Annotated in this window: 19 protein-coding genes; 11 read left to right on the top strand and 8 right to left on the bottom strand. The window is 71.5% G+C overall.

Going from position 1 to position 21,845, the window contains the following annotated elements:
- The first annotated feature begins 315 nt into the window (after positions 1-315).
- On the top strand, positions 316-1,179 hold the full coding sequence (locus ACP4J3_RS34230) for an alpha/beta fold hydrolase (protein ID WP_426540180.1): 864 nt from the start codon (positions 316-318) through the stop codon (positions 1,177-1,179).
- A gap of 124 nt (positions 1,180-1,303) precedes the next feature.
- Here the strand turns inward: ACP4J3_RS34230 and ACP4J3_RS34235 are convergent, their stop codons facing one another.
- The 3 genes from ACP4J3_RS34235 to ACP4J3_RS34245 all read right to left on the bottom strand — a co-directional run bounded on the left by ACP4J3_RS34235 (position 1,304) and on the right by ACP4J3_RS34245 (position 4,415).
- Complete coding sequence (locus ACP4J3_RS34235; protein ID WP_426540181.1) at positions 1,304-2,896, bottom strand: transporter; 1,593 nt, start codon at positions 2,894-2,896, stop codon at positions 1,304-1,306.
- Positions 2,893-3,663 carry an ABC transporter ATP-binding protein gene (locus ACP4J3_RS34240; protein ID WP_426540182.1) on the bottom strand — a complete coding sequence of 257 codons (771 nt, stop codon included), beginning with the start codon at positions 3,661-3,663 and terminating at the stop codon, positions 2,893-2,895. The genes ACP4J3_RS34235 and ACP4J3_RS34240 overlap by 4 nt, the downstream gene beginning before the upstream one ends.
- 89 nt (positions 3,664-3,752) lie before the next feature.
- Entirely contained in the window at positions 3,753-4,415 is a 663-nt protein-coding gene (locus tag ACP4J3_RS34245; RefSeq protein ID WP_426540183.1) for a bifunctional DNA primase/polymerase, read from the bottom strand.
- A 316-nt stretch (positions 4,416-4,731) separates the two neighbouring features.
- Here ACP4J3_RS34245 and ACP4J3_RS34250 point away from each other — a divergent pair, with 316 nt between their 5' ends.
- Positions 4,732-6,117 (top strand): transcriptional regulator, encoded by a 1,386-nt coding sequence (locus ACP4J3_RS34250; protein ID WP_426540184.1) that lies wholly within the window; start codon positions 4,732-4,734, stop codon positions 6,115-6,117.
- A gap of 201 nt (positions 6,118-6,318) precedes the next feature.
- Positions 6,319-8,274 carry a hypothetical protein gene (locus tag ACP4J3_RS34255; protein ID WP_426540185.1) on the top strand — a complete coding sequence of 652 codons (1,956 nt, stop codon included), beginning with the start codon at positions 6,319-6,321 and terminating at the stop codon, positions 8,272-8,274.
- A 6-nt stretch (positions 8,275-8,280) separates the two neighbouring features.
- Here the strand turns inward: ACP4J3_RS34255 and ACP4J3_RS34260 are convergent, their stop codons facing one another.
- Positions 8,281-9,588, bottom strand: coding sequence for an ABC transporter substrate-binding protein (locus ACP4J3_RS34260; protein ID WP_426540186.1), 1,308 nt, complete (start codon positions 9,586-9,588; stop codon positions 8,281-8,283).
- Positions 9,589-9,705: 117 nt separating this feature from the next.
- On the opposite strand from ACP4J3_RS34260, the gene ACP4J3_RS34265 reads away from it, so the two are divergent.
- Positions 9,706-10,206, top strand: a complete 501-nt coding sequence (locus ACP4J3_RS34265) for an SCO4402 family protein (protein WP_426540187.1) — start codon at positions 9,706-9,708, stop codon at positions 10,204-10,206.
- A 47-nt stretch (positions 10,207-10,253) separates the two neighbouring features.
- Positions 10,254-11,135: a formyltetrahydrofolate deformylase gene (gene purU, locus ACP4J3_RS34270; protein WP_426540188.1), complete on the top strand. Its 882-nt coding sequence runs from the start codon at positions 10,254-10,256 to the stop codon at positions 11,133-11,135.
- A 166-nt stretch (positions 11,136-11,301) separates the two neighbouring features.
- Here purU and ACP4J3_RS34275 read toward each other — a convergent pair whose 3' ends face one another.
- Positions 11,302-12,555: a zf-HC2 domain-containing protein gene (locus tag ACP4J3_RS34275; protein ID WP_426540218.1), complete on the bottom strand. Its 1,254-nt coding sequence runs from the start codon at positions 12,553-12,555 to the stop codon at positions 11,302-11,304.
- Positions 12,556-12,743: 188 nt separating this feature from the next.
- Entirely contained in the window at positions 12,744-13,328 is a 585-nt protein-coding gene (locus tag ACP4J3_RS34280) for a sigma-70 family RNA polymerase sigma factor (protein ID WP_426540189.1), read from the bottom strand.
- Positions 13,329-13,686: 358 nt separating this feature from the next.
- Here ACP4J3_RS34280 and ACP4J3_RS34285 point away from each other — a divergent pair, with 358 nt between their 5' ends.
- Both ACP4J3_RS34285 and ACP4J3_RS34290 read left to right on the top strand, forming a co-directional pair.
- Positions 13,687-14,067, top strand: coding sequence for an STAS domain-containing protein (locus tag ACP4J3_RS34285; RefSeq protein ID WP_426540190.1), 381 nt, complete (start codon positions 13,687-13,689; stop codon positions 14,065-14,067).
- Positions 14,068-14,246: 179 nt separating this feature from the next.
- On the top strand, positions 14,247-14,759 hold the full coding sequence (locus tag ACP4J3_RS34290; RefSeq protein WP_426540191.1) for an EF-hand domain-containing protein: 513 nt from the start codon (positions 14,247-14,249) through the stop codon (positions 14,757-14,759).
- Between the two features lie 3 nt (positions 14,760-14,762).
- Here ACP4J3_RS34290 and ACP4J3_RS34295 read toward each other — a convergent pair whose 3' ends face one another.
- A complete protein-coding gene (locus tag ACP4J3_RS34295; RefSeq protein WP_426540192.1) occupies positions 14,763-16,271 on the bottom strand; it encodes a class I adenylate-forming enzyme family protein in 1,509 nt (502 codons plus the stop codon).
- 124 nt (positions 16,272-16,395) lie between these two features.
- On the opposite strand from ACP4J3_RS34295, the gene ACP4J3_RS34300 reads away from it, so the two are divergent.
- The 3 genes from ACP4J3_RS34300 to ACP4J3_RS34310 all read left to right on the top strand — a co-directional run bounded on the left by ACP4J3_RS34300 (position 16,396) and on the right by ACP4J3_RS34310 (position 19,376).
- Entirely contained in the window at positions 16,396-17,529 is a 1,134-nt protein-coding gene (locus ACP4J3_RS34300) for an acyl-CoA dehydrogenase family protein (RefSeq protein WP_426540193.1), read from the top strand.
- Positions 17,530-17,532: 3 nt separating this feature from the next.
- The gene (locus tag ACP4J3_RS34305; RefSeq protein ID WP_426540194.1) at positions 17,533-18,411 is read left to right on the top strand and encodes an acyl-CoA dehydrogenase family protein; all 879 of its coding nucleotides are present in this window, start codon (positions 17,533-17,535) and stop codon (positions 18,409-18,411) included.
- Positions 18,412-18,905: 494 nt separating this feature from the next.
- The gene (locus ACP4J3_RS34310) at positions 18,906-19,376 is read left to right on the top strand and encodes an ATP-binding protein (protein ID WP_426540195.1); all 471 of its coding nucleotides are present in this window, start codon (positions 18,906-18,908) and stop codon (positions 19,374-19,376) included.
- A gap of 443 nt (positions 19,377-19,819) precedes the next feature.
- Here ACP4J3_RS34310 and ACP4J3_RS34315 read toward each other — a convergent pair whose 3' ends face one another.
- Complete coding sequence (locus tag ACP4J3_RS34315; protein WP_426540196.1) at positions 19,820-20,746, bottom strand: cyclase family protein; 927 nt, start codon at positions 20,744-20,746, stop codon at positions 19,820-19,822.
- Between the two features lie 97 nt (positions 20,747-20,843).
- Here ACP4J3_RS34315 and ACP4J3_RS34320 point away from each other — a divergent pair, with 97 nt between their 5' ends.
- Positions 20,844-21,755 carry an SDR family NAD(P)-dependent oxidoreductase gene (locus ACP4J3_RS34320; protein ID WP_426540197.1) on the top strand — a complete coding sequence of 304 codons (912 nt, stop codon included), beginning with the start codon at positions 20,844-20,846 and terminating at the stop codon, positions 21,753-21,755.
- The last annotated feature ends 90 nt before the right edge of the window (positions 21,756-21,845 follow it).

A 21,845-nucleotide genomic window follows, 5' to 3' on the forward strand; every position in this document is an offset into this window, starting at 1 on the left:
GGCGATCAATCCTTGGAGGGGGTCACTCGAATGAGGGGTGTTGCCCGCAGCGGCCGCATTTTCGAATAGGGGTTCGATAGTCTGCGCGGGTAACGGATCGTACGGAACGTGCGCTTCAAGTATGTGCGCATAAGATCACGTCAGACACACAGAACAAGCACATCGCGTACGAGGGCACCGACGACGCGTGCGACGCAGGTGGCGGACGGTGCTCGCGTGGGCGGCGGCAGATACGGCAGGCGCGGCAAGCAGGACGCGGATGACAGGACCGGCCGGCTCGAGCGGTCCGAGCGGAGCTAGGGGGGTGCCAGACCAATGGTGCGGCGCATCGACGTGACCGGGGCGGACGGCGTACGGCTCGCGGCATGGGAGTTCGGCGACCCTCCCAAGAACGACCCCACGACAGACCAGGACGGCACGCTCGGTGTGCTGTTACTGCACGGCCTGATGGGCCGCGCCTCCCACTGGGCCTCCACTGCCCGCTGGCTCTCCGAGCGGCACCGTGCCGTCGCCCTGGACCAGCGCGGCCACGGCCGCAGCGACAAGCCCTCCCAGGCCGCCTTCACCCGCGAGGCCTACGTCGACGACGCCGAGGCCGCCCTCGAACACCTCGGCCTCGCCCCGGCCGTTCTCCTCGGCCACGCCATGGGCGCGCTGACCGCGTGGCAGCTCGCCGCCAAGCGGCCCGATCTGGTGCGCGGCGTGATCATCTGCGACATGCGGGCGTCCGCGCTGGGCGCGGCCTCGCAGCGGGAGTGGGCGGACTGGTTCAAGTCCTGGCCCCTCCCCTTCGCCACGCTCGCCGACGTACGGAAGTGGTTCGGCGAGGACGATCCGTGGGTGGAGCGGCCGAATCCCGCGCGCGGGGAGTTCTACGCCGAGGTCATGCACGAGTGCGAGGACGGGTGGCGGCCGGTATTCGAACCGGATCAGATGCTTCGGTCCCGGGAGACGTGGGTGTTCGACGCGCACTGGGAGGAGCTGGCGCAGGTGCGGTGTCCCGCGCTGGTGGTGCGCGGGCTGGACGGGGAGCTGGGCCGGGCCGAGGCCCAGGAGATGGTGCGGGTGCTTCCTCGGGGGGAGTACGCGGAGGTGGCCGATGCGGGGCATCTTGTGCACTATGACCAGCCTGAGGGCTGGCGCACCGCTATCGAGCCGTTTCTGGATGCGGTTCGGTGAGATGCCGGGCGCCTATGAGCTCGGGGCTTGCTGAATGACGGCGGCTGCGGGTTGGTCGTGGTTGATCGCGCAGTTCCCCGCGCCCCTTAGGGGCGTTGCAGGCCCTGTGCGTCAGCAGAAGCCCTCATCCCTTGCTCACCGCCGTCAAGATCTCCGGCAGGCGGGCCGCCGTTCGCGGAGCCGCCAGCCGTAGGCCCAGCAGCGTGATCGCCGCCCCGTACGCCGCGCCGCCCGGCAGCAGCAGCCACGTCCAGTCGTCCCCGCCGTCGCTGACGTTCAGCCAGATCGTCACCGCGATGACGGGGGCGCACAGCAGGGCCGCCGCGATCATGCCGCCGAAGATCGAGATCCAGGCCAGGCCCGCCTGGCCGGGGGCGACGTTCTTGTAGCCCTCCTGGGGGATGGAGTAGGGGAAGCGGGCCGACGTCCAGGCGCCGGTCGCCAGCATCGCGCCGAGGAGGGCGAAGGACAGGCCCAGTACCTCGGGGAGCCTTTGCCAGTCGCCGAGGAGTGCCGTCGTCAGGACGGTGACGAGGGTGGCGTAGGGCAGGGTGATCAGCAGCAGGGCCAGGGCTCGGCCGCGCAGCTCGACGTAGGCGTCCCGGCGGGAGGAGATGGTCAGCGCGACCATCCAGAACGCGGAGGTGTCCTGCCCGAACTGGTTGTACATCTGGATGCCGAGCATCCCGGCGGCGAAGCACGCGAAGTAGATCGAGCCGGTGCCCTGCAACGCGTTGAACAGCGGCACGATCAGGCCGATGGCGAGCGAGGTCACCCAGGCCGCCTTGGTCTTCGGGTCGCGCCAGATGTAGCGCAGGCTGCGTTCCATGGCGGTGCCGGTGCGCCCGGCCGGCAGCAGGCGGGCCAGGCCGGTGGAGGTGCGTTGCCGTACGGCGGTCTCGGTGGCCGCCTGGAGCGTGGAGCCGTCGGGGGAGGTCATCAGGCGGGTGAGGTGGCGGGACCATACGGCGATCAGCGCCACCAAAGCGGCGATGCTCAGGGCGAGTTGGAGGGCGCCGGTGCCGTACGACCCCTCGCTCACCGACTGCACGGCCCCGATCGCGGACGCCGGCGGCACCCAGCGCAGTACGTCCGCCGCCGGGGCGAGTTCGGCCAGGCCCGATGAACCCAGCCGCTGCGCACCGAAGTTCACCACCTGCGCGCCGATCGCGATGACCAGCCCGCTCAGCACCGCCAGATCGCGGCCCTTGCGGCTGGTCAGCAGCCGGATGTTGGCGGCGGCGACGGCCCGCGCCAGCGCCACGCACACCAACAGGGCCAGGACGACGGCGATGACGCCGACGACGTACGCGAGCGAGCCGTGCGCGAGGGCGATCGCCGAACCGGTGAACAGGCAGAGCGTGAACAGCGGTCCTATGCCGACGAGGGAGGCCGCGAGCAGGGCCCGGACCAGGGCGCGGGGGCGCAGCGGCAGCATCACCAGGCGCGTCGCGTCGAGGGTCTCGTCCCCGCCGGGGAAGAACAGCGGCATCACCGCCCAGCCGAGCGCCAGGACCGCGATCAGGATGACGACCAACGAGTCGGCGTGCGCGGTGCCGCGCAGCATGATCAGGCCGAGGAGTTGGAGCGCGGCGAAGAGGAGGACCACGACGGCCGACGCGATGTAGGCGGCGCGGCGGCCGGCGGACTGCCGTAGTCCGTTCCGGAGCAGCGACAGCTTCAGCCGTACGAAGACCGCGGTCACGTCGGTGCTCATCGTGCCCCGCCGCCCAGCCAGTCGAGGTCGGATGCGGCGTCGCGGCCGTTCGCGCCGACGAGTTCGAGGAACGCCTGCTGCAGCGAGGCCGCCTCGCCGCGCACCTCGGCGAGGGGGCCGTGGGCCCGGATGCGTCCGGCGGCCATGACGGCGACCCAGTCGCACAGCGACTCGACGAGTTCCATGACATGGGAGGAGAAGACGACGGTCGCTCCGGAGGCGGTGTAGCGCTCCAGTACGCCGCGGATGGTCTGGGCGGAGACGGGGTCGACGCCCTCGAACGGCTCGTCCAGGAACAGCACTTCGGGGTTGTGCAGCAGCGCGGCCGCGAGCCCGATCTTCTTGCGCATACCGGTCGAGTAGTCGACGACCAGCTTGTGCCGGGCCCCCGCCAGATCGAGCACGTCGAGGAGCTGGGCGGCCCGCTGGTCGACCTCGGCGCCGGGAAGACCGCGCAGCCGGCCCGTGTAGGCGAGCAGTTCCCGCCCGGAGAGCCGCTCGAAGAGCCGTAGCCCTTCGGGCAGCACCCCGATGCGGGCCTTGACTTCAACGGGGTCTCGCCAGACGTCGTGCCCGACGACTTCGACGGACCCCTGATCGGGCCGCAGCAGCCCGGTCACCATGGAGAGGGTGGTGGTCTTCCCGGCGCCATTGGGGCCCACGAGTCCGATGAACTTTCCGGCGGGCAGATCCAGATCGATCCCGGCAACGGCGACTTGCTGCCCGAACCGCTTCCAGAGCCCACGTACGCATACGGCCGACGTCATGCATGCCAACCTAAGGGGCGCGGGACTGTATCGATATGCGGCTCCGCCGCGTGGGCGCGAGCAACCACGTACGACCTGTAGTCGCCGAATTACCGGTCCCGCCCACACGCATAGGCGAGCGGCGAGATCAACTCCTCCGCATCCGGCAACCACCGATTCGCCGGCGTGGGCCGGCACGCCCACTGCACGGCCCCACGGGACCCGAACCGGGTAGGCGGCCCGGCGACCCACGCCCCCTCCCCGAGCGCGACCAGATCCAGCGACCCCAGCGACCACCCCAGCTTGCGCACCAGGTCGGGCACCTTCACCGCGGCGCCCGGCAGCACGAAGAAGTGCATCCGACGATCCGGCGTCAACGTCACCGGCCCCAGCGACAGCTCCATCCGCTCCATCCGGGCCAGCGCGAGGAACCCGGCCGTCTCCGGGACGGAGATCGAGTCGAAGGTACGTCCCGTCGGCAGCAGGATCGACGCGCTCGGCTGCTTCTGCCACATCCGGCGCGCGACCGTCGCACTGCCGGTCGCCTGCGTCGCCCAGTCCGGGCGCGCGGGGTGCGCACCGGGCGCGGGGCACGCGGCGTCACCGCAGGAGCAGTACTGCACGCCGTCGACGGCTTCCAGCCACGTGCCGGGGAACACGTCCCAGTGGCGCTCCTCGGCGTAGCGAACGGCGGTTTCCAGCAGCGATTCCCCGCGCTGCTTCGGAATCTGTGCGGCTTCGGTGGCCGGGATCGTCTCTTCCACGCTGAACACAACTCCCGCACCCACCCCGGGTTACGGGCATAACGCGCGCGGGGAAGGAGCATTGATTCCTCGTCTGGGGCGCATGGGTGCATGTGTGGGGGCGCGCGGGAGGATCCGTGGCCGGTGCTGGGTAGCCCCCAGTGGGGTCGGCTTCCGCCTTTACCCCGGCAATCCTCGCAAGCCTCGCATTTTCGGTATGCCGACGGGGCATTGATCTTCACGGCCGGAACGTTGCGGTGCACTGCCGGTGCCCCGGGCCGGATTCGGCGATGGAAGAACGTCAACTCGGTGCGTGGGCAGGCACCGCAGCCACAGGGGGTACGCCATGGCCGCAAGGCCTCTCGTCGCGCGACAGCCGAATGAACGGCTGCAGGCGCTCATCCAGGAAGCGGGTTGCTCGAACGCCGGGCTGGCCCGCAGGGTCAACATGTGCGGTGCCGAGCACGGTCTCGATCTGCGCTACGACAAGACGTCCGTGGCCCGTTGGCTGCGCGGACAGCAGCCGCGGGGACGGGCACCGGCGATCATCGCCGAGGCGCTCGGCCGCAAACTGGGCCGTACGGTCACGATCGACGAGATCGGCATGGCCAACGGCAAGAACCTCGCGTCCGGCGTCGGTCTCCAGTTCTCGCCGACGGTACTGGGGGCCATTGAGCAGGTGTGTGAACTGTGGCGCAGCGACGTGGGCCGCCGGGACTTCCTGTCCGGCTCCTCCGTCGCCGCGTCCGCGCTGGTCGAGCCCAGCCGCGACTGGCTGATCTCGTCGCCGGACTCGCAGGTGGCGCGCTCGGCGGGGCCGCGCGTGGGGCCCTCCGACGTGGCGGCCGTGAAGGCCATGACCCAGGCGCTCGTGGAGCTTGATCACCAGTACGGCAGCGGGCATGTGCGCCCGGTCGTCGTGCACTACCTCAACAGCGTCGTCTCCGGGCTGCTGGCCGGCTCCTACCGGGAGGCGATCGGGCGGGAACTCTTCGCCGCCGTCGCGCGGTTGACCGAGCTCGCCGGGTACATGGCCGTCGACACCGGGCAACCGGGGCTCGCCCAGCGCTACTACATCCAGGCGCTGCGCCTCGCGCAGGCCGCGGGCGACCGGGGGTACGGCGGGTATGTGCTGGCCGCCTCCATGAGCCATCTCGCCGCGCAACTCGGGAACCCGCGGGAGATCGCGCAGTTGGCGCGGGCGGCGCAGGAGGGGGCGCGGGGGCGCGTGACCCCGCGCGCGGAGTCCATGTTCCATGCGGCCGAGGCGCGCGGGCATGCCCTGATGGGCGATGCCCGGGCCGCCCAGGCGGCGTCCGGACGCGCCGTGACCGCGCTGGAGTCGGCGGACGCGCAGTCCGGCGACGACCCGGCGTGGATCGCGCACTTCGACGAGGCCTATCTCGCCGACGAGTTGGCGCACTGCCACCGCGACCTCGGCCAGGCCGAGGCGGCGGCGCGGTCCGCTCAGGAGTCGCTGGCCGGGCTTCCGGAGACGAAGGCGCGGCGCCGGGCCATCGGTTATGTGTTGCTCGCCACAGCGCAGGTGCAGAAGCGCGAGATCGAACAGGCCTGCCACACCGGGCTGCAGGCCGTCGAGCTCCTGGAGACCCTGCGGTCCAACCGGGGCGCCGAGTATCTGGAGGACTTCCAGCAGCGCCTGGAGCCGTTCCGGGACGAGCCGGTGGTCAGGGAGTTCGGGGCGCGGCTGGACCTTCAGGCGGCCGCGTGAAACCTCGGGGTACCGGGGCGTGAACGACAGGGAAATGAAGGTGCCGGTGGCGGAAGGGGGCCGTATATAGGGGGTGGGGGACCGAGGTGTTAGCGCGGTCACAGGGACGCAGGTCACGTCCTGGGCTGCGTAGCACCGGGATCGGCGGAGCCGGTAGCGTGAGCCGACGATTCACAAGGTCCCCCATTAGTAGGAGTCCCGGTGACGCAGAGTGGACGGGGCGAGGAGCCCTCGGCGCGGCCCGCGCACGAAGGCATCGTGCTGCCCTCCGACGGCGGTGAGCCGTTGCTGCCGGGCATGACCGGCGGGCAGGACGGCCGGCCGACGTCGGTACCGGCCACGCCGCCGACCACACCCCCGCCCTCGGCGCCGCCCGGCGGCCAGGCGTGGGGCACCCCTTGGGGACCCGACCAGAACCCGCCCGCGCCGCCGGCCGCACCGGGCCAGTCCTGGGGCGGGCAGCCCGGCCAGTCCTGGGGCGGGCAGCAGGAACAGCAGTACCAGTCCCCGCCGCCGGCCCAGTGGGGCACGACACCGGACGCCACCGGTACGCCGACGCCGTCGCCGTACGGCCATGGCGCCCCGTCCGGATCACCGACGCCCGCGCCGCAGCCGACGTATGGACAGGGCGGCGTGCCGTCGGCACCGCTGCCGGCCGAGGGGCAGTACGGGCAGGGGTGTGCGCTTCCGCCCGAGGGGCAGCAGTACGGGCAGGGCGGTGGGCGGCTGCCGCAGCAGGGCCAGCAGGGCCTGGAGGGTGCGCTGCCGACCGCCGGTGCGGGGGGTTACGGGGCCCCGGGGTCCGGTGGACCTCTGCCGCCGCCCGTCGCCTCCGGCGGGGCTCAGCCGCCTGTCGGTGCGGGTGGTTACGGCGCTCCCGGCTCCGGCGCACACCTGCCGTCCCCCGCCTCCAGTACAGCTCAGTCGCCCGCCGGTGCGGAGGGCTACGGTGCTTCCCTACCGTCCCCCGCCCCCGGTGCGGCCCAGCCGCCCGGCGGTGTCGGTGGGTTCGGGGCGCCGCTGCCGCACGCCGATGAGGGGGCCACTCAGTACATACCGCCGGTCGTCGGCGGCGACGAGCAGGCCACCCGTTACATACCGCCCGTCGCCGACGAGGGGGCGACGCAGTACATACCGCCGGTCGGACCGGGGGCGCTGCCGCCCGAGGTGTCCAGCGAGAACACGCAGTTCCTGGGGCGGTCCCGGCAGGCGGGCGGCGCGGGACCGATGCCGCCGGTCTCCGGCAGCGACGCCGACGCCACCCAGTACATCCCGCCCGTGACCGGGCAGCCGGGCGCGGCTCCGCAGCCGGGGCGGCAGCCGCTCTCCGACTTCGACAGCCTCTTCCGCAGCGAGCCGGGCGGCGAGCCCCCGGCCCAGGCCACCCAGCAGTTGCCGCGCTTCCAGCAGCCCCAGCCGCAGCACAACCCGCACGAGCAGGGGTACTTCCCGCCCGGCGGCCCGCACGGCCCCGGTCCCGGCCCCGGTGACGACGACGGCCGGGGCGGTCGCGGCGGCCGTACCGGATCGCGGGTGCCGCTCATCGCCGCCGTCGGCGTCGGTATCGCCGTCCTCGGCATCGGCGCGGGCGCGCTGCTCGCCGGTGGGGGCGGGGACGAGCAGAAGAGCGACGACAACAAACCCGTGTCCGCGACGGCCCCGGTGACCGAGGGCTCCCCCTCGCCGTCCGCCGACGCGGCCGAGCAGCAGGCGACGGCGCTGGACAAGCTGCTGGCCGACAGCGGCGACAGCCGTACCACGGTGATCAACGCGGTCGCCGATGTGAAGTCCTGCGACAACCTTGCCAAGGCCGCCCAGGACCTGCGCGCCGCGGCCAAGCAGCGCAGCCGGCTGGTCACCGACCTGTCCAAGCTCTCCGTCGATCAGCTCCCGAACCACACCGCGCTGACGACCGCGCTGACCAAAGCGTGGCAGGCGTCGGCGTCCGCCGACAACCACTACGCGGCGTGGGCGGACCAGGTGGCGGCCAAGAAGGGAAAGCTCTGCAAGGAGGGCCAGGCCCGCTCCACCAGCCAGACCCGGGCCGGTAACCGCGCCAGCGGCACCGCCAGCGAGCAGAAGAAGACGGCCGCCGGGCTGTGGAACTCGATCGCCGAGAAGTACGGCCTCACACAGCGGCAGCCGACCCAGCTCTAGTGCCGGTCAGTTCAGTTTGGCGCCCTCGAGCGTCTTCGTCACGTCGATGAAGCCCTTGCGGGCGGCCACCAGCCGGCCGTCCCGGACGACCTGGAGGGACACCGCGCGGTTGACCAGACGGGGGTAGCCGACGGAGGCCAGGACGTCCTGGAACTTCCACCGCAGGGTGGGTGTGAGCCCGCCCGTGGAGACCTTCAGGCCGCTGTTCAGGGCGCTGCGCACGGTGTCGGCGCTCACCTCGCCGTCGCCGAGCGACTCCACGACCTTCTTGAACACCGTGTAGGCGATCCACGTGGTCTGCACGCCGGCGTCCGCGGGGTCGATGCGGTTGTCGCCGAAGGCCTGCTCGCTGATCACCTTCTTCATCGGGTCCCAGCGCGGATCGCTCGCGACGGGGTACCAGCCGGTGATGTACGAACCGTCGTACGTCGAGGCCCCGCCGGTCGAGTTGATCACGGTCTGGTCGACGTTGCCGAGGACGGTCGCGGTGCGCACGTCCGGGTACTCCTCGCGGGCCCGGCGGAAGGAGTCCATGAAGGTGCTGGTGCGGTCGCCGAGGGCGGGCACCACACAGCCTGCGTTCGACGGGTTCGTGGTGGAGTACTCCAGCGCCCGCACCGACTGGCGCGCGTACTCGGTGGCCCTCTCGTCGGCGAGCTGGTTGGCCGCGTCCGAGTGCCCGCCCGCCTTGAGGCCGGAGTTCAGCAGCGGCGGCAGTTCGTCGCCCGCGATGCTGTCGGGCCGTACCAGCGCGACCGGGCCGCAGTCGCGGGCCAGTTCCCTGCCGAGGCCGGCGAGGAGGGTGGGCTGGCCGCCGTTGACGGGATAGGAGAGCGGGCTGGTGAACTCGGCGTTGGTGACGCCGTAGCCGCCTATGTAGGGGATGCCCGCGCCCTCCAGCGAGGGCAGGAAGGTGTCGCCGTACTGGCTGTAGGAGCCGACGACAGCGACGACGTCCTCGTCGATCGCGCGGTCGGCGCACTTCGCCGCGGCCACGCTGTCGTTGCGGTCGTTGCAGGTGAGGACCTTCAGCTTGCGGCCGCCGATGCCGCCCTGGGCGTTGACCCAGCGGGCGTAGGCCTGGGCGAAGGCCGGCATTCCGGGCTTGTTGGTCGCCTTGGTGTCCTGTGGCGCCCAGGTCATGACGGTGATCGTGTCACCCCCGGAACCCCCCGTGGTACCGGGGATGACACCACACCCGACGGCGAGCGACGCACACGCCACCAGCGCTGCCGCCGCCCGAGCGGTCGCTTTGACGGGCCGGTCGGTGATCGTGGGGAAGTGAGGACTGCGCATGTGGGGCCTGCCGGTCATGGTCCAGCACGATTCCGCCACACAACAAACCCGGGCGTGACCCATGGTTATCGACGGGTGACCGGAAGGTGAATTGCAGGGGTCCGCGATGCGCGCGTGGAGGGGAACGTACGATCGATGACCGTGCAAGGTTCGGATAGCTCTTCCCGTCGCGGCCGTCGCTCATCCACCATGGGCGGCATGCCACTCAACGACATGCCGTGGTGGCGCTGGCGCAGCAATGTGCGCTCCGCGCTGCACATGCTCTCCGACCAGGTCTTCCAGCGGGACGTCTGGCTCGCCGGCGTGGACGGGTACGGCGACGTGACCGACGCCGTCTACCGCCTGGTCGAGGACACCTGGCTGGACAACTGGTCCGCCGAGAAGTACGTCGGCACGATATTCCGGGACTCGCAGGAGGCGGCGCTCGTCGACACCGCCGTGCTGCGGGTGCTGCGGATCATGCACCAGGTCGGTCCGGACGCGCCGGTCTCCGCCTACCTCGACCACCAGGGGTGGCCGGAGGCGGTGCGGGCGGCGCGGGACGCGCACGTCCGGATGGCCATGGCCGACGGCGAGGACCCGGACGCCGCGCCGCGCACGCTCGAGGTGCTGGCGATCATGACCCGGTCCGCGTAACGGAACGGCTGCCCGCCGGAGGGCCCGGATATGGGACCCTGTGCTGCATGAACGAGCAGTCCACCCGAGCCGCGGTCCCCGCCGACCAGTACGTCCTCATCCTGTCCTGCCCCGACAAGCAGGGCATCGTGCACGCCGTGTCGAGCTACCTCTTCATGACCGGCTGCAACATCGAGGACAGCCAGCAGTTCGGCGACCACGACACGGGACTGTTCTTCATGCGCGTCCACTTCTCGGCGGAGGCGCCGGTGACGCTGGACAAGCTGCGGGCGAGCTTCGCGGCGATCGGGGACTCCTTCCAGATGGACTGGCAGATCCATCGGGCCGAGGAGAAGATGCGGGTCGTGCTGATGGTCAGCAAGTTCGGGCACTGCCTGAACGACCTGTTGTTCCGCGCCAGGATCGGGGCGCTTCCTGTGGAGATCGCCGCCGTGGTGTCCAACCACACCGACTTCGCCGAACTCGTGGGGTCGTACGACATCCCCTTCCACCACATCCCGGTGACCAAGGACAACAAGCCGGAGGCGGAGGCGCGGCTGCTGGAGATCGTGCGGGAGCGGGATGTGGAGCTGGTCGTGCTGGCCCGCTACATGCAGGTGCTCTCCGACGATCTGTGCAAGCAGCTCAGCGGGCGGATCATCAACATCCACCACTCGTTCCTGCCGAGCTTCAAGGGTGCGAAGCCGTATCACCAGGCCCATGCGAGGGGCGTCAAGCTGATCGGCGCGACGGCGCACTATGTGACGGCGGATCTCGATGAAGGGCCGATCATCGAGCAGGAGGTCGAGCGGGTGGGGCACGACGTCACGCCGGACCAGCTCGTCGCGATCGGGCGGGATGTGGAGTGCCAGGCGCTGGCTCGGGCGGTGAAGTGGCATGCCGAGCGGAGGATTTTGCTGAACGGGCGGCGGACGGTCGTTTTCGCCTAGTAGCTCGGGTTCAGCAGCTTTGACGGCGGCTGCGGGTAGTCGGTGGCTTGTCGCGCAGTTCCCCGCGCCCCTTAAGTACGTGCAGTGGACGTACCTGTAGGGGCGCGGGGAACTGCGCGAGCAACCACAACCAACCCGCAGCCGCCGACGAATCCCCAACCATCCCCTACATCCGGCTCAGGCTCGCCGCCGCGAACAGTACGTCCCGGATCGCGGCCCGATCCCCGACCTGCCCCGCCGCCGCCTCCTCCGGCGGCACATGACCCGCCGCCAGTCGGCAGAACTCCGCGCCGTCCAGGGCCACATGCGCCACCTCGTGCTCGGCGGAGCCCACCGCCGCCGGGGAGTCCAGCGGGATCAGCCACTCTCCACCCCCCGACCCCTCGATCTCCAGCCGCAGGCTGCGGCCGGGCTCGCCCGCAGGGACAAGGTGCCGGCCTGCCGGCGGCGGTGCCGCCAGACCCGCGCGGCGGCGGGCCGACAGGACCGTGGGGAGCAGGCGGGCCGCCAGGTCGACCAACTGGTGCAGGTCGTTGCCGGACGGCGCCTCGTAGGGGTAGTCCACCGCCTCGGCGATGTCCTCCGCGTGCACCCAGCACTCGAAGGCGCGGTCCAGCATCGCGTCGTGCAGCGGCAGCTCGAAGTCGCCGTACGGGACGCAGAGCCCGCCGGTGCCGCCGCCCGTGAAGGACACCGTGCGGACCAGGTCGTGGCTCTGCTCCCGCCAGGGTGCGCGCACGGCGCGCGTCGGCGGGTAGTGCGAGGCCCGCCAGTACGCCTCCGTGCGCCCGGCGGGGGTCGGCCGGTCCGCGGCCACGTCGCCCATCGGGTCCGGGAGGCCCAGCGCGAGAGCCACCAGCCCGTCGACCGTCAGCAGATGCGCGATCACCCCGGCGACGGTCGTACGGCGGCTCGTCGGCTCGTCCTTGCGGAACCACCGCAGCCGCACGGGCGCGTGCCACTCGGCGTCCCCGAAGTCCTGGAGCAGCGCGTCGAGGCGGGCCGTCTCGGCGTCGTACGGCGCCGCCCACGCGGGCACCGGGATGCGCGGCGGGCGCCGCTCCAGGCAGCCGTCGAGGACGCGGGCGCGCAGCGACGGGTCGAGGTCGAGGCTCTCGGAGGGGTGCAGCAGGCCGACGGCCTCGCGCAGCCGGCGCGCCTCGTCGGCGCAGGAGCCGCAGTCGCCGAGGTGCTCCTCGACGGCCGCCGTCTCCTCCGGCGAGCAGGCGGCCAGCGCCCACGCGCCGAGGAGCGCCTTCAGGACACGGTGCTCCAGGACGAGCGGGGCGGGGCGCGGTGCCGGATCGGGCAGCGGGTGCCCGGTGTCCTCGACGGAGGCGCGGGGCAGGGGTATGCGGGGCGGCCGGTCGGGGCCGGGCTTCGGGGTGGGGTGCCGGTCGTCGCCGTTGCCGCTGTTCATGCCGTCGGGGCCGCGGGGGGTGTCCGCGGGGCCGGTCTCCTCACGGTCCTGGTGGTCCTGGTGATGCGCGTCGCCGTACGGCTTCTCATCCCCGTGGCCTGCCTCGCCGTACGGCTTCTCGTCCCCGTGACGTGCGTGATCGCCCGGCCCCTCGTGCTCGTCGTACGCCTCGTACCGCCCGGGCTCGTTCACACCGCACCCCCGTATCCCGGCGGCGCCCCGGGGGCCGTTCCGGCGTCGTGGGCCGTGGCCAGCAGTTGCAGGCCCAGGCGCAGCCGGCGGCGGGCCTCGTCCTCGGTGACGCCGAGGTCGGCGGCGGTCTGGCGGTAGTCGCGGCGCTGGAAATAGGCCAGCTCGAGCGCGGCGCGCAGCGGTGCGGGCATGGACTGGACGATGTAGTCGGCGCGGGCGGCGACCGAGGCGTGCCGCACCTTGCGCTCCAGCTCCTCCGTGCAGCCCTGGCCGGCCCGGGCGAGGGCGGCGGTCTCGGTGGCGCGCAGCCGCTGCACGGCGAGGCGGTGGGTCAGGGTGGCGACCCAGGAGCGCAGCGGGCCCTGCTTGGGGTCGTAGCTGTCCGGGTGCTCCCAGACGTGGGCGAAGACGTCGCGGGTGATGTGGTCGGCGGCTCGCTCGTCGCCCAGCACGGTGTGGGCGAGGCCGTGCACGAGGGAGGCGAAGCGGTCGTAGAGCTCGCCGAGCGCGGCCGCCTCGCCGCGTGCGAGCCGCTGCTGCATCTTGCGGTCCCAGCGGGGCGGTGCGTCCTTCTTCGCCATCTGGCCCCCCTCACTGGTCCGTCCTGTCCAGCGTGCGTCTGCCGTCCCCCCGAATGTAGTCGGCACGTCCGGCCGCGCACGCCCCTTCGTCGCAATGTGCGCCCCTTGGAGAGCCATGGCTGGTGACACACCTCGCACTCGTGATAGAGGACCCGGCCGGGCGTCGTTGCCGGGCGCCGTTCCCGCTCCGCTACCCGGTCACGGCATGATCAGACATGATCGAACAGGATCGAATGCGATGGAAACAAGCCTTTTCTGATCGGTGACCGTTTTCTGGAGGGTGTTTCAGGGAACAGCCGCTGGGCAGCCGCGCTGCAAGGAAGCGTAGGTGTGGCTTCCGTTTCAGCGAGCGAGGGGCATGGTGGTGACGTTCAAAGTGACCGGCGGCGAGCGGGGCGACTGGGCCGTGCTCCAGGTGTCGGGTGAGCTGGATCTGGTGACCTCGCCGGGGTTGCGTCAGCACATTCACGACGTGGTGGCCGAGGGACGGCACAGCCTCGTCCTCGACCTCTCCGAGGTCATGTTCTGCGACTCCAGCGGCGTCGGCGTCCTCATCGCCGCCCGCCGTCTGATCCGCTCCTGCCAGGGCAGCCTGCGGCTGATACTCCCGGCCCAGGGCGCGGCGGAGGGGTCGCACGTCAACCGGGTCCTGGGCGCGCTGGGGGTACGCCGGCTGTTCGACGTCCACCCGGACCTGGCGACGGCGGTCGCGGACGAGGCCGACCCGCTGTCGGCCTGATCCGAACCGAGCGGACCCGTCCGGCGACCGGTTCGCTACGTCGTTCACGTCGTTCACATTGTTGTCCCGAAATTCCCCCGGTCTTGGCACAACCGCCGCTTTTCCGCGCCCGGAGGGCCCCGCGCGTCGTACGCTCCCGTGGCAGACGCACCCCACGACGTAAGGCGGCCCGACAAGACATGGTCAGCAGCGAGTACGAGCGCAGGATCGCGGCCCGGTTCGCCACCTTCGACCAGGACGGCAACGGCTACATCGACCGTGAGGACTTCAGCGCGGCGGCCAAGGCGCTGCTCGCGGAGTTCGGCACCACCGCCCGCTCCGACAAGGGCCAGGCCCTCTACATCGGCGCGGAGGCGTTCTGGCAGGGCATGGCCGGGATCGCGGACCGGGACGGCGACCAGCGGATCACCCGCGAGGAGTTCGTCAACGGCGCGGTCAAGCGGCTGCGCGACAACCCGGACCGGTTCGCCGAGATCGCCCGCCCCTTCCTGCACGCCGCCCTCGCCGTGGCCGACTCCGACGGCGACGGAGCCGCCACCGTCACCGACACCGCGCGCGTGCTGGTCTGCCTCGGAGTGCGGCAGGACATCGCGCAGGCGGCCGCCGGCACGCTCGACACGGACGGCGACGGCAAGGTGGCGGAGGGCGAGATCGTGACGGCGTTCGCCCGCTACTTCACCGTTCCCGAGTGATCCTCAGCCCGTTTCCGAGAACCGCTCCCTGAGCTTGTACTTGAGCACCTTGCGCAGGGTCTCGTTGCGCGGAAGGGCGTCCACCACCTCCAGTTGCTCCGGCAGCTTGTGGGTCGACAGCCCTTCCCCGCGCAGATACGACGTCACGGCCCGAAGCGTGAGCGGCCCGGCCCCGGCCGGCTGCTCCACGACCGCGCAGACCCGTTCCCCGCGCTCGGCGTCCGGCAGCCCGATCACGGCGACGTCCCCCACCGCCGGATGCCGGTGCAGCAGATCCTCGATCTCCTTGGCCGAGATGTTCTCGCCCTTGCGGATGATCACGTCCTTCAGGCGGCCGGTCAGCACCAGATGACCGCGGTCCGTCAGATGTCCGAGGTCGCCGGTGCGCAGGAAACCTTCGTCGTCGAAGGCCGCCGCCGTCTGCGCCGGGTCCAGATACCCCCGGCACACCGCCTCCCCGCGCAGCCGCACCTCCCCCTCGACTATCCGTATCTCCATCCCCTCCGGGGGCCGCCCCTCCGTCGTCGCCAGGTTCTGTGCCGTGTCGTCCGGCGCGCCCATGGTGATCATCGGCACCTCGGTCATGCCGTAGCCGTGCGTGAGCTGCACCCCCATCTCGCGCACCACCGCGTGATAAACCTCCGGCGGCTTCGGCGCCCCGCCGCCCGCCAGCAGCCGCAGCGAGGGCACAACCTTTCCGCCACCCGAGTGCTTGCGCTGCTCCGCCAGGAACATCGAGTAGAACGCCGTCGACCCGCCCGCGATCGTCACCCCGTGCCGGCGGAAGCCCGCCAGCGCGTCCGGCAGCGCGAAATGCTCGAACAGCACGGCGGGGAAGCCGTACAGCAGCACCATCACCAGGTAGTCGGGGCCGCCTATGTGGGCGTAGGGAAAGGCGATCGAGCCGACGTCGGCGGGGGTCGGGCGCAGGGCGTGCCCCAGGCAGGAGCCGCCTGCGATCAGTGAGCGGTCGGTGTGCAGGACGCCCTTGGGGTCGGACGTCGTCCCCGAGGTCCAGTAGATCCAGCGCACCGAGGTGCCCTCGACGGGCGGCGGGGGCAGGATCGACGGATCGCCGTCGGGCAGGGTGTCGTACGCCTCGAAGATCCCCTTCGCGCCCAGTCGTCGCGCCATCTCCGCGTGGTCGAAGCCCCGCCACACGCCCGGCACCGCGAAGAACTCCGCCTTCGACTCCCGCAGCGCGAAGCCGACTTCGCGGTCCCGGTAGAACGGGATGACCGGCGACTGCACGGCACCGAGGCGGGCCAGCGCGAAGGACAGCAGCGCCGTCTCGATGCGGGTGGGCAACTGCCAGGCGACGACCGTGCCGGGGCGTACGCCCATGTCGTACAGGCCGGCCGCGACGCGCTCGGCACGCGTGCGCAGTTGACCGAAGGACAGGGAGCGCTCGTCCTGGAGGAGGACCGGACGGTCGGGGGTGCGCTCGGCGCGGTCGGCGAGCAGGTCCCAGAGGGTGCGGGAGGAACTCAGGGCGTGCGCGGTGTCGTTCACGACAACCCCCAATGGCTGACGGTGTGTCAGATCGTGCGGAGAGCGTAGGGCCCGGTGCCTTGTCGGTCCAGGGGTGCGGGGCTAGCCTGCGAGTAAATCTGACGGATCGTCAGGCAGGTGGTGGATGGACCTCACGTACACGCCGCAACAGGAGGAATTCCGGGCGAAGCTGCGGGAGTGGCTGGCCAAGGCGCTCCCCACCCTGCCGCCCAAGCCGTCCCCCGACGACTGGCCGGGCCGCCGCGCCTACGACCTCGGCTGGCAGCGGATGCTCTACGACGCCGGGTACGGGGACGTCCACTGGGACGGCTCGCCGAGCGTCCGCCTGATCTTCCTGGAGGAGACCGAGAAGGCGGGCGCGCCCTATGTGGGCGCCGGCTTCGTCGGCCTGCTGCACGCGGGGCCGACCATCGCCGCCGAGGGCACCGACGGGCAGCGGGCGCGCTGGCTGCCGCCGATCCTGCGCGGCGAGGAGGTCTGGTGCCAGGGCTTCAGCGAACCGGACGCCGGATCCGACCTCGCGGCGCTGCGCACGCGCGCGCGTAGGGACGGCGACGACTATGTGGTGAGCGGGTCCAAGATCTGGACCTCCCACGCCGAAGTGGCCGACTGGTGCGAGCTGTTGGTGCGCACCGACCCCGACGCCCCCAAGCACCGGGGGATCACCTGGCTGGCGATGCCCATGGACGCGCCGGGCATCACCGTACGGCCGCTGAAGACCCTCGCCGGATCCGCCGAGTTCGCCGAGGTGTTCCTCGACGAGGTGCGGGTGCCGGTGGCCAACCGGGTCGGGGACGAGAACGACGGCTGGCGCGTGACGATGGTGACCCTGTCCTTCGAGCGCGGTACGGCCTTCGTGGGCGAGGTCGTCGCCTGCCGCCGCGTGCTGCGCGAACTCGCCGCCGAAGCCCGCGGAAACGGCCGCTGGGGCGACCCCGCGCTACGGCGGAGGCTGGGGCGGCTCAACGCCGAGTTCCGGGCGCTGTGGCGGCTGACGCAGTGGAACGTGAGCGAGGCGGAAGCCGTGGGCGGCGTGCCCGGGGTCGGGGGTTCGGTTTTCAAACTGAGGTATTCGCACGCCCGCCAGGAGCTCTACGACACCGCCGCCGACGTCCTGGGGCCGGCCTCGCTCGACCTCGACCGCCCATGGACGCTCGACCGCCTGTCCTCGCTGTCGTACACCATCGCCGCCGGCACCTCGCAGATCCAGCGGAACATCGTGGCCGAGCGGATCCTCGGGCTGCCGAAAGGGCGGTGACGCATGCGTTTCCAACTGACCGAGGACCAGCGGGCGTTGCGTGACGGCGTACGGGAGCTGCTGACGCGGCGCTTCGGCCCCGAGGCGCTGCGGGCCGCCGTCGACGAGCCCGGCCGCCTGGACCGGGCGCTGTGGCGGGAGCTGGGCGCGGCCGGGTTCTTCGCGCTGCGACTGCCGGAGGGGCGGGGCGGCGTCGGACTGGGGCTGCCCGAGGCGGTGTTGGCCTTCGAGGAGGCGGGCCGGGCACTGCTGCCGGGGCCGCTGGTGGCCACCCATCTCGCGGCGGGGGACGTGCCGGGCGCGGCCGACGGGGAGACGGTCGTGGCCGACGTCGGCGGATGCGGGCTGGTGGAGTGGCTGGCGGAGGCGGACGTCGTACGAGGGGAGGCGGCAGGGGCCGTACCGCTGAGGTCGGTCGATCCGCTGACGCCCCTGCACCGGGTGCCCGCGGCCGCCGACGTCGACCCCGCCGCCGTACTCCTCACCGCCGCCGAACAACTGGGCAGCGCCACACGCGTGTGCGAGCTGGCCGCGCAACACGCCCGGACCCGCGAGCAGTTCGGGCGGCCGATCGGGGCGTTCCAGGCGGTGCAGCATCTGTGCGCGGAGATGCTGGTGCGCACGGAGACGGCCCGCGCCGCCGTGTACGCGGCGGCCGTCACGGCCGACCCGGCCGACATCGACACCGCGCGGCTGCTCGCCGACGAGGCCGCGGTGCGCGGCGCCCGCGACTGCCTCCAGGTGCACGGCGGCATGGGATTCACCTGGGAGTTCGAGCTCCATCTGCATCTGAAGCGCACATGGGTGCGGACGTACCGTACGGGCTTGGCTACGGAAAGTGAGGAGCGGATGGCGGTCGAGCTTCTCGCCGAGCCGGTCTGATTCGCCTCTGGTCTGCGGCGTCTCCGACGGCCTCCGCGCGGATGTCGCGGATTGTGGCATACCGGAATTACGGAGCGTTGATATCGGGTTGTGTCCTACGCGTGACTCGTCACGGCCTGGAGTCGGCGGTCCGCTCCGGTACCTTGTGTGGGATGCGAGTGGTTCCGAGCACGAGCCATGCCGGAGTGGCCCTTGAGGCGGCTCCGGATCCGGCGGTGCGCGCCGTTGCTCGCAAGGCGGGAGGGCGGTCCGTCCCCGCCTGTTCGACTCCCCGCGACAAGCGTCGCACAGTATGCCGCACGGGTACTCCTTCACGCTGGAATATGCCCGAAGCGCTTGTTGGGGTGACTGTACGTCAACCATGCTGTCAGCCAAGGGATTCACGTTCCGTGACCCTGGCTTTGGCCATTGTTCTGGCCATGAAAAAAATGGCTAGGATCGTGGCCCTCGTGAGGCGCGGGGTCAAGTGTCCGCCGGTTCGGATGGTGTGAGCGGTGCAGGTGCTTCAAGTGCTGGAGATCCGGCCCGACCCCGCTGAGGTGGGGCGAGCCCGGCGGTGGGCCCGCTCGCGGCTCGCCGGGTCCGGGATAGGTGCCGACGAGCCGCTCGCCGAGACGCTGATCCTGCTCGTCTCCGAACTGGTCACCAACGCCGTGGTGCACACCGGCTGTCCGGCCGTGGTGCGGCTGTCCCTGCCGGGAGCGGCCCAGGACGACACCACCGTTCGCCTCGAGGTGGCCGACCGCAGCGGCCGCGCGCCCGTGCCCCGGTGTGTCGACGGCGACGCCACGGGCGGTCGCGGACTCGCCCTCGTCGACGGACTCGCGGACCGCTGGGGCTGGTGCTCCGAGGGCGCCGGCAAGCGGATCTGGTGCGAACTGGACCGCGGCGCGCAGTCGGCGGGCGCCGCCGCCTACGGGAGCGGGGCCTCGGCCTACGAAGGGCTCGCGTACGAGGCGGTGTGACGGCGCACGGCGCGGCATTTGCGCCGGACCCGGTGCACGGTTGCAGAAAGCGCTGTCCCGTTCAGGCCGGTAAGTGTCGGTGCGCCCGTGCATGCTCCCGTGCGCGGCTCCCGTAAATAGGGCGTAAGTAACAAATCTCCGAGTGGGTGTTGACGCGGCGTGTCCGGTTGATCACGCTTGTGCTCAGCGATTCGCCGCGAGGGGACGACGAGGACTTCGGTGACGGAAGCCCTCGCCGAGCGTGGGTCGTGATTCGGCGTCGGTCCCTCCCAGGGGCAGGAGAGGTCGGGAGGGTACGCCGGAGTCGGATGGCGGCGCGCGGCGACGTGCTCGGGGCGGATGGGGCGCCTCCCCGATCGGGCGTGGCCGACAGCTGGGGGAGCCGCGCCGCCAGCCGACCTCATGGGCCCCGGGCATCGGGGTGTTGGCGGCGTGCCGGAGCGTCAGAGCACGGCCACCGGCGCGACGGGAGTCCCCGTGCCGCCGACGAAGGGCTCGGGCATCGCCGACAGCAGGAACGCGTAGCGGCCCTCTTCTCCACAGGCTGTGGACAACTCTTCGAGATTCCAGTTCTGCCCCTGGAGCATCCCCATCTCCACCAGGTCGAGCGCGTGCACCGGCAGCCACAGATCCTCGGTCTCGGGCGGAAATATCTCAAAGGTGAGGGTGTCGTTCGCGACGGCCGCCACATCGCGCGCGTGGAACCACTCCGGAGTGCGGATCGACAGACCGGGCGAGGGATAGCCGTACGCGTGCTTGTCCCCGGCGAGATAGACCTGGATCTGCCCCGTGCGTACGAGCACGATGTCACCGGCACGCACGCGCGTGCCCGCGAGTTCCTCCGCCGCCTCCAGGTCGTCCGGGGTGACCGCGTGCCCCCCGTCCAGCCGGGCGACGCCACGCGCGCGTGCCACGTCCAGCAGCACCCCGCGCGAGACGATGTGCCGCGCCTTGTCGATGCCGCTGAACTCGGCGCCGCCGTGCGCGGTGATGGTGTCGGCCGGTCGGCCGTTGTAGAGCCTGCCCGAGTGCGAGACATGGGTGAGCGCGTCCCAGTGGGTGGCCGCCTGCAGCCCCATGGTCACCGCGTCGTCGCTGCACGCGACGGTTCCCGGCCCGAAGAGCTCCTGGTTGATCTGCACCATGGCGTGCAGCGGATTGACGCGCCCGGGGATCATCCCGGTCTGCACGCCGTCTTGCTGTAGCGGCAGGGCGAGCGGGACGCGACGGCCGGTGCGGACACAGGCGGCCGCCTCGCGGACGACCTCGTCGGTGACCAGGTTCAGGGTGCCGATCTCGTCATCGGAACCCCAACGGCCCCAGTTGTTCACGCGCTTGGCGATCTCGTGGAACGCGGCCGGCAGTGACATCGGTCCTCCCCGGGGGCTTGTCTCCGCGTATCTGACGGGTCGTAGAATCTGAGGAGAATCTAACGGACCGTCAGAAACTGCGGGAAGGGGCCGGGGCGTGGGGAACTTCTTGGCAGGCAAGGTCGTCGCCGTGACGGGTGCCGGGCGGGGGATCGGGCGGGCGGTGGCGCGCGCGGCCGCCGCCGAAGGGGCGCGGGTCGTCGTCAACGACTACGGCGTCTCCATGGACGGCGCCTCGCCCACCAGCGAGGTCGCCGAAGCCGTCGTCAAGGAGATCGAGGCGGCGGGCGGGGAGGCGGTGGCCGTGGCCGACGACATCTCCACGATGGCGGGCGGGCAGCGGGTCGTGGATACGGCGGTGTCGGCCTACGGGCGCATCGACGGGGTCGTGTGCGTCGCCGGGATCCTGCGCGAGCGGATGCTGTTCAACATGACCGAGCAGGAGTGGGATCCGGTGGTCGCCACTCATCTGAAGGGGACGTTCACCGTGTTCCGGGCGGCGTCGGCCGTGATGCGCAGGCAGCGGGCGGGGACGTTGATCGGGTTCACGAGCGGGAATCATCAAGGGTCGGTGTCGCAGGCGAATTACAGCGCGGCGAAGGGCGGGATCATCTCACTCGTGCGGAGCGCTGCGCTGGGCCTGCACAAGTACGGGGTGACCGCGAATGCCGTCGCGCCGGTCGCTCGTACGCGGATGTCGGCCAACGTGCCCATGGAGCTGGCGGAGATCGGGGAGCCGGAGGATGTGGCGGCCCTGGTGGTGTATCTGCTGTCCGACGCGGCTCGGGAGCAGGGGGTCACGGGGCAGGTGTACACCGTCGCGGGGCCGAAGATCGCGGTGTGGGCGCAGCCTCGGGAGCTGCGTTCTGTGTATGCCGACGGTTCCTGGACGGCTGAGCGGATCGCGGAGTGTTTGCCGGGGTCTGTGGGGGTGGATCCGATGCCGATGCTGGGGCGGGTGGAGGCGATGGAGAGGGCGGCGCGGGAGGGGTCGCGGCCTAACGCCTAAGAGCTCGGGGGGTGTTCTGGGAGGGCGGCCGCGGGTTGTTTGGGGCTGGTCGCGCCCACGCGGCGGAGCCGCATATTGACACAGCCCCGC

This window comes from Streptomyces sp. UG1, assembly GCF_049974585.1.
Taxonomy (GTDB): domain Bacteria; phylum Actinomycetota; class Actinomycetes; order Streptomycetales; family Streptomycetaceae; genus Streptomyces.

Coding starts and splice junctions, on each gene's coding strand:
- ACP4J3_RS34275 (WP_426540218.1), bottom strand. CDS start 12,555: ATGAACAGCGGCAACGGCGACGACCGGCACCCCACCCCGAAGCCCGGC.
- ACP4J3_RS34315 (WP_426540196.1), bottom strand. CDS start 20,746: ATGTCACTGCCGGCCGCGTTCCACGAGATCGCCAAGCGCGTGAACAAC.
- ACP4J3_RS34290 (WP_426540191.1), top strand. CDS start 14,247: ATGGTCAGCAGCGAGTACGAGCGCAGGATCGCGGCCCGGTTCGCCACC.
- ACP4J3_RS34285 (WP_426540190.1), top strand. CDS start 13,687: ATGGTGGTGACGTTCAAAGTGACCGGCGGCGAGCGGGGCGACTGGGCC.
- ACP4J3_RS34235 (WP_426540181.1), bottom strand. CDS start 2,896: ATGAGCACCGACGTGACCGCGGTCTTCGTACGGCTGAAGCTGTCGCTG.
- ACP4J3_RS34230 (WP_426540180.1), top strand. CDS start 316: ATGGTGCGGCGCATCGACGTGACCGGGGCGGACGGCGTACGGCTCGCG.
- ACP4J3_RS34240 (WP_426540182.1), bottom strand. CDS start 3,663: ATGACGTCGGCCGTATGCGTACGTGGGCTCTGGAAGCGGTTCGGGCAG.
- ACP4J3_RS34300 (WP_426540193.1), top strand. CDS start 16,396: ATGGACCTCACGTACACGCCGCAACAGGAGGAATTCCGGGCGAAGCTG.
- ACP4J3_RS34265 (WP_426540187.1), top strand. CDS start 9,706: ATGACCGTGCAAGGTTCGGATAGCTCTTCCCGTCGCGGCCGTCGCTCA.
- ACP4J3_RS34305 (WP_426540194.1), top strand. CDS start 17,533: ATGCGTTTCCAACTGACCGAGGACCAGCGGGCGTTGCGTGACGGCGTA.
- ACP4J3_RS34260 (WP_426540186.1), bottom strand. CDS start 9,588: ATGACCGGCAGGCCCCACATGCGCAGTCCTCACTTCCCCACGATCACC.
- ACP4J3_RS34280 (WP_426540189.1), bottom strand. CDS start 13,328: ATGGCGAAGAAGGACGCACCGCCCCGCTGGGACCGCAAGATGCAGCAG.
- purU (WP_426540188.1), top strand. CDS start 10,254: ATGAACGAGCAGTCCACCCGAGCCGCGGTCCCCGCCGACCAGTACGTC.
- ACP4J3_RS34250 (WP_426540184.1), top strand. CDS start 4,732: ATGGCCGCAAGGCCTCTCGTCGCGCGACAGCCGAATGAACGGCTGCAG.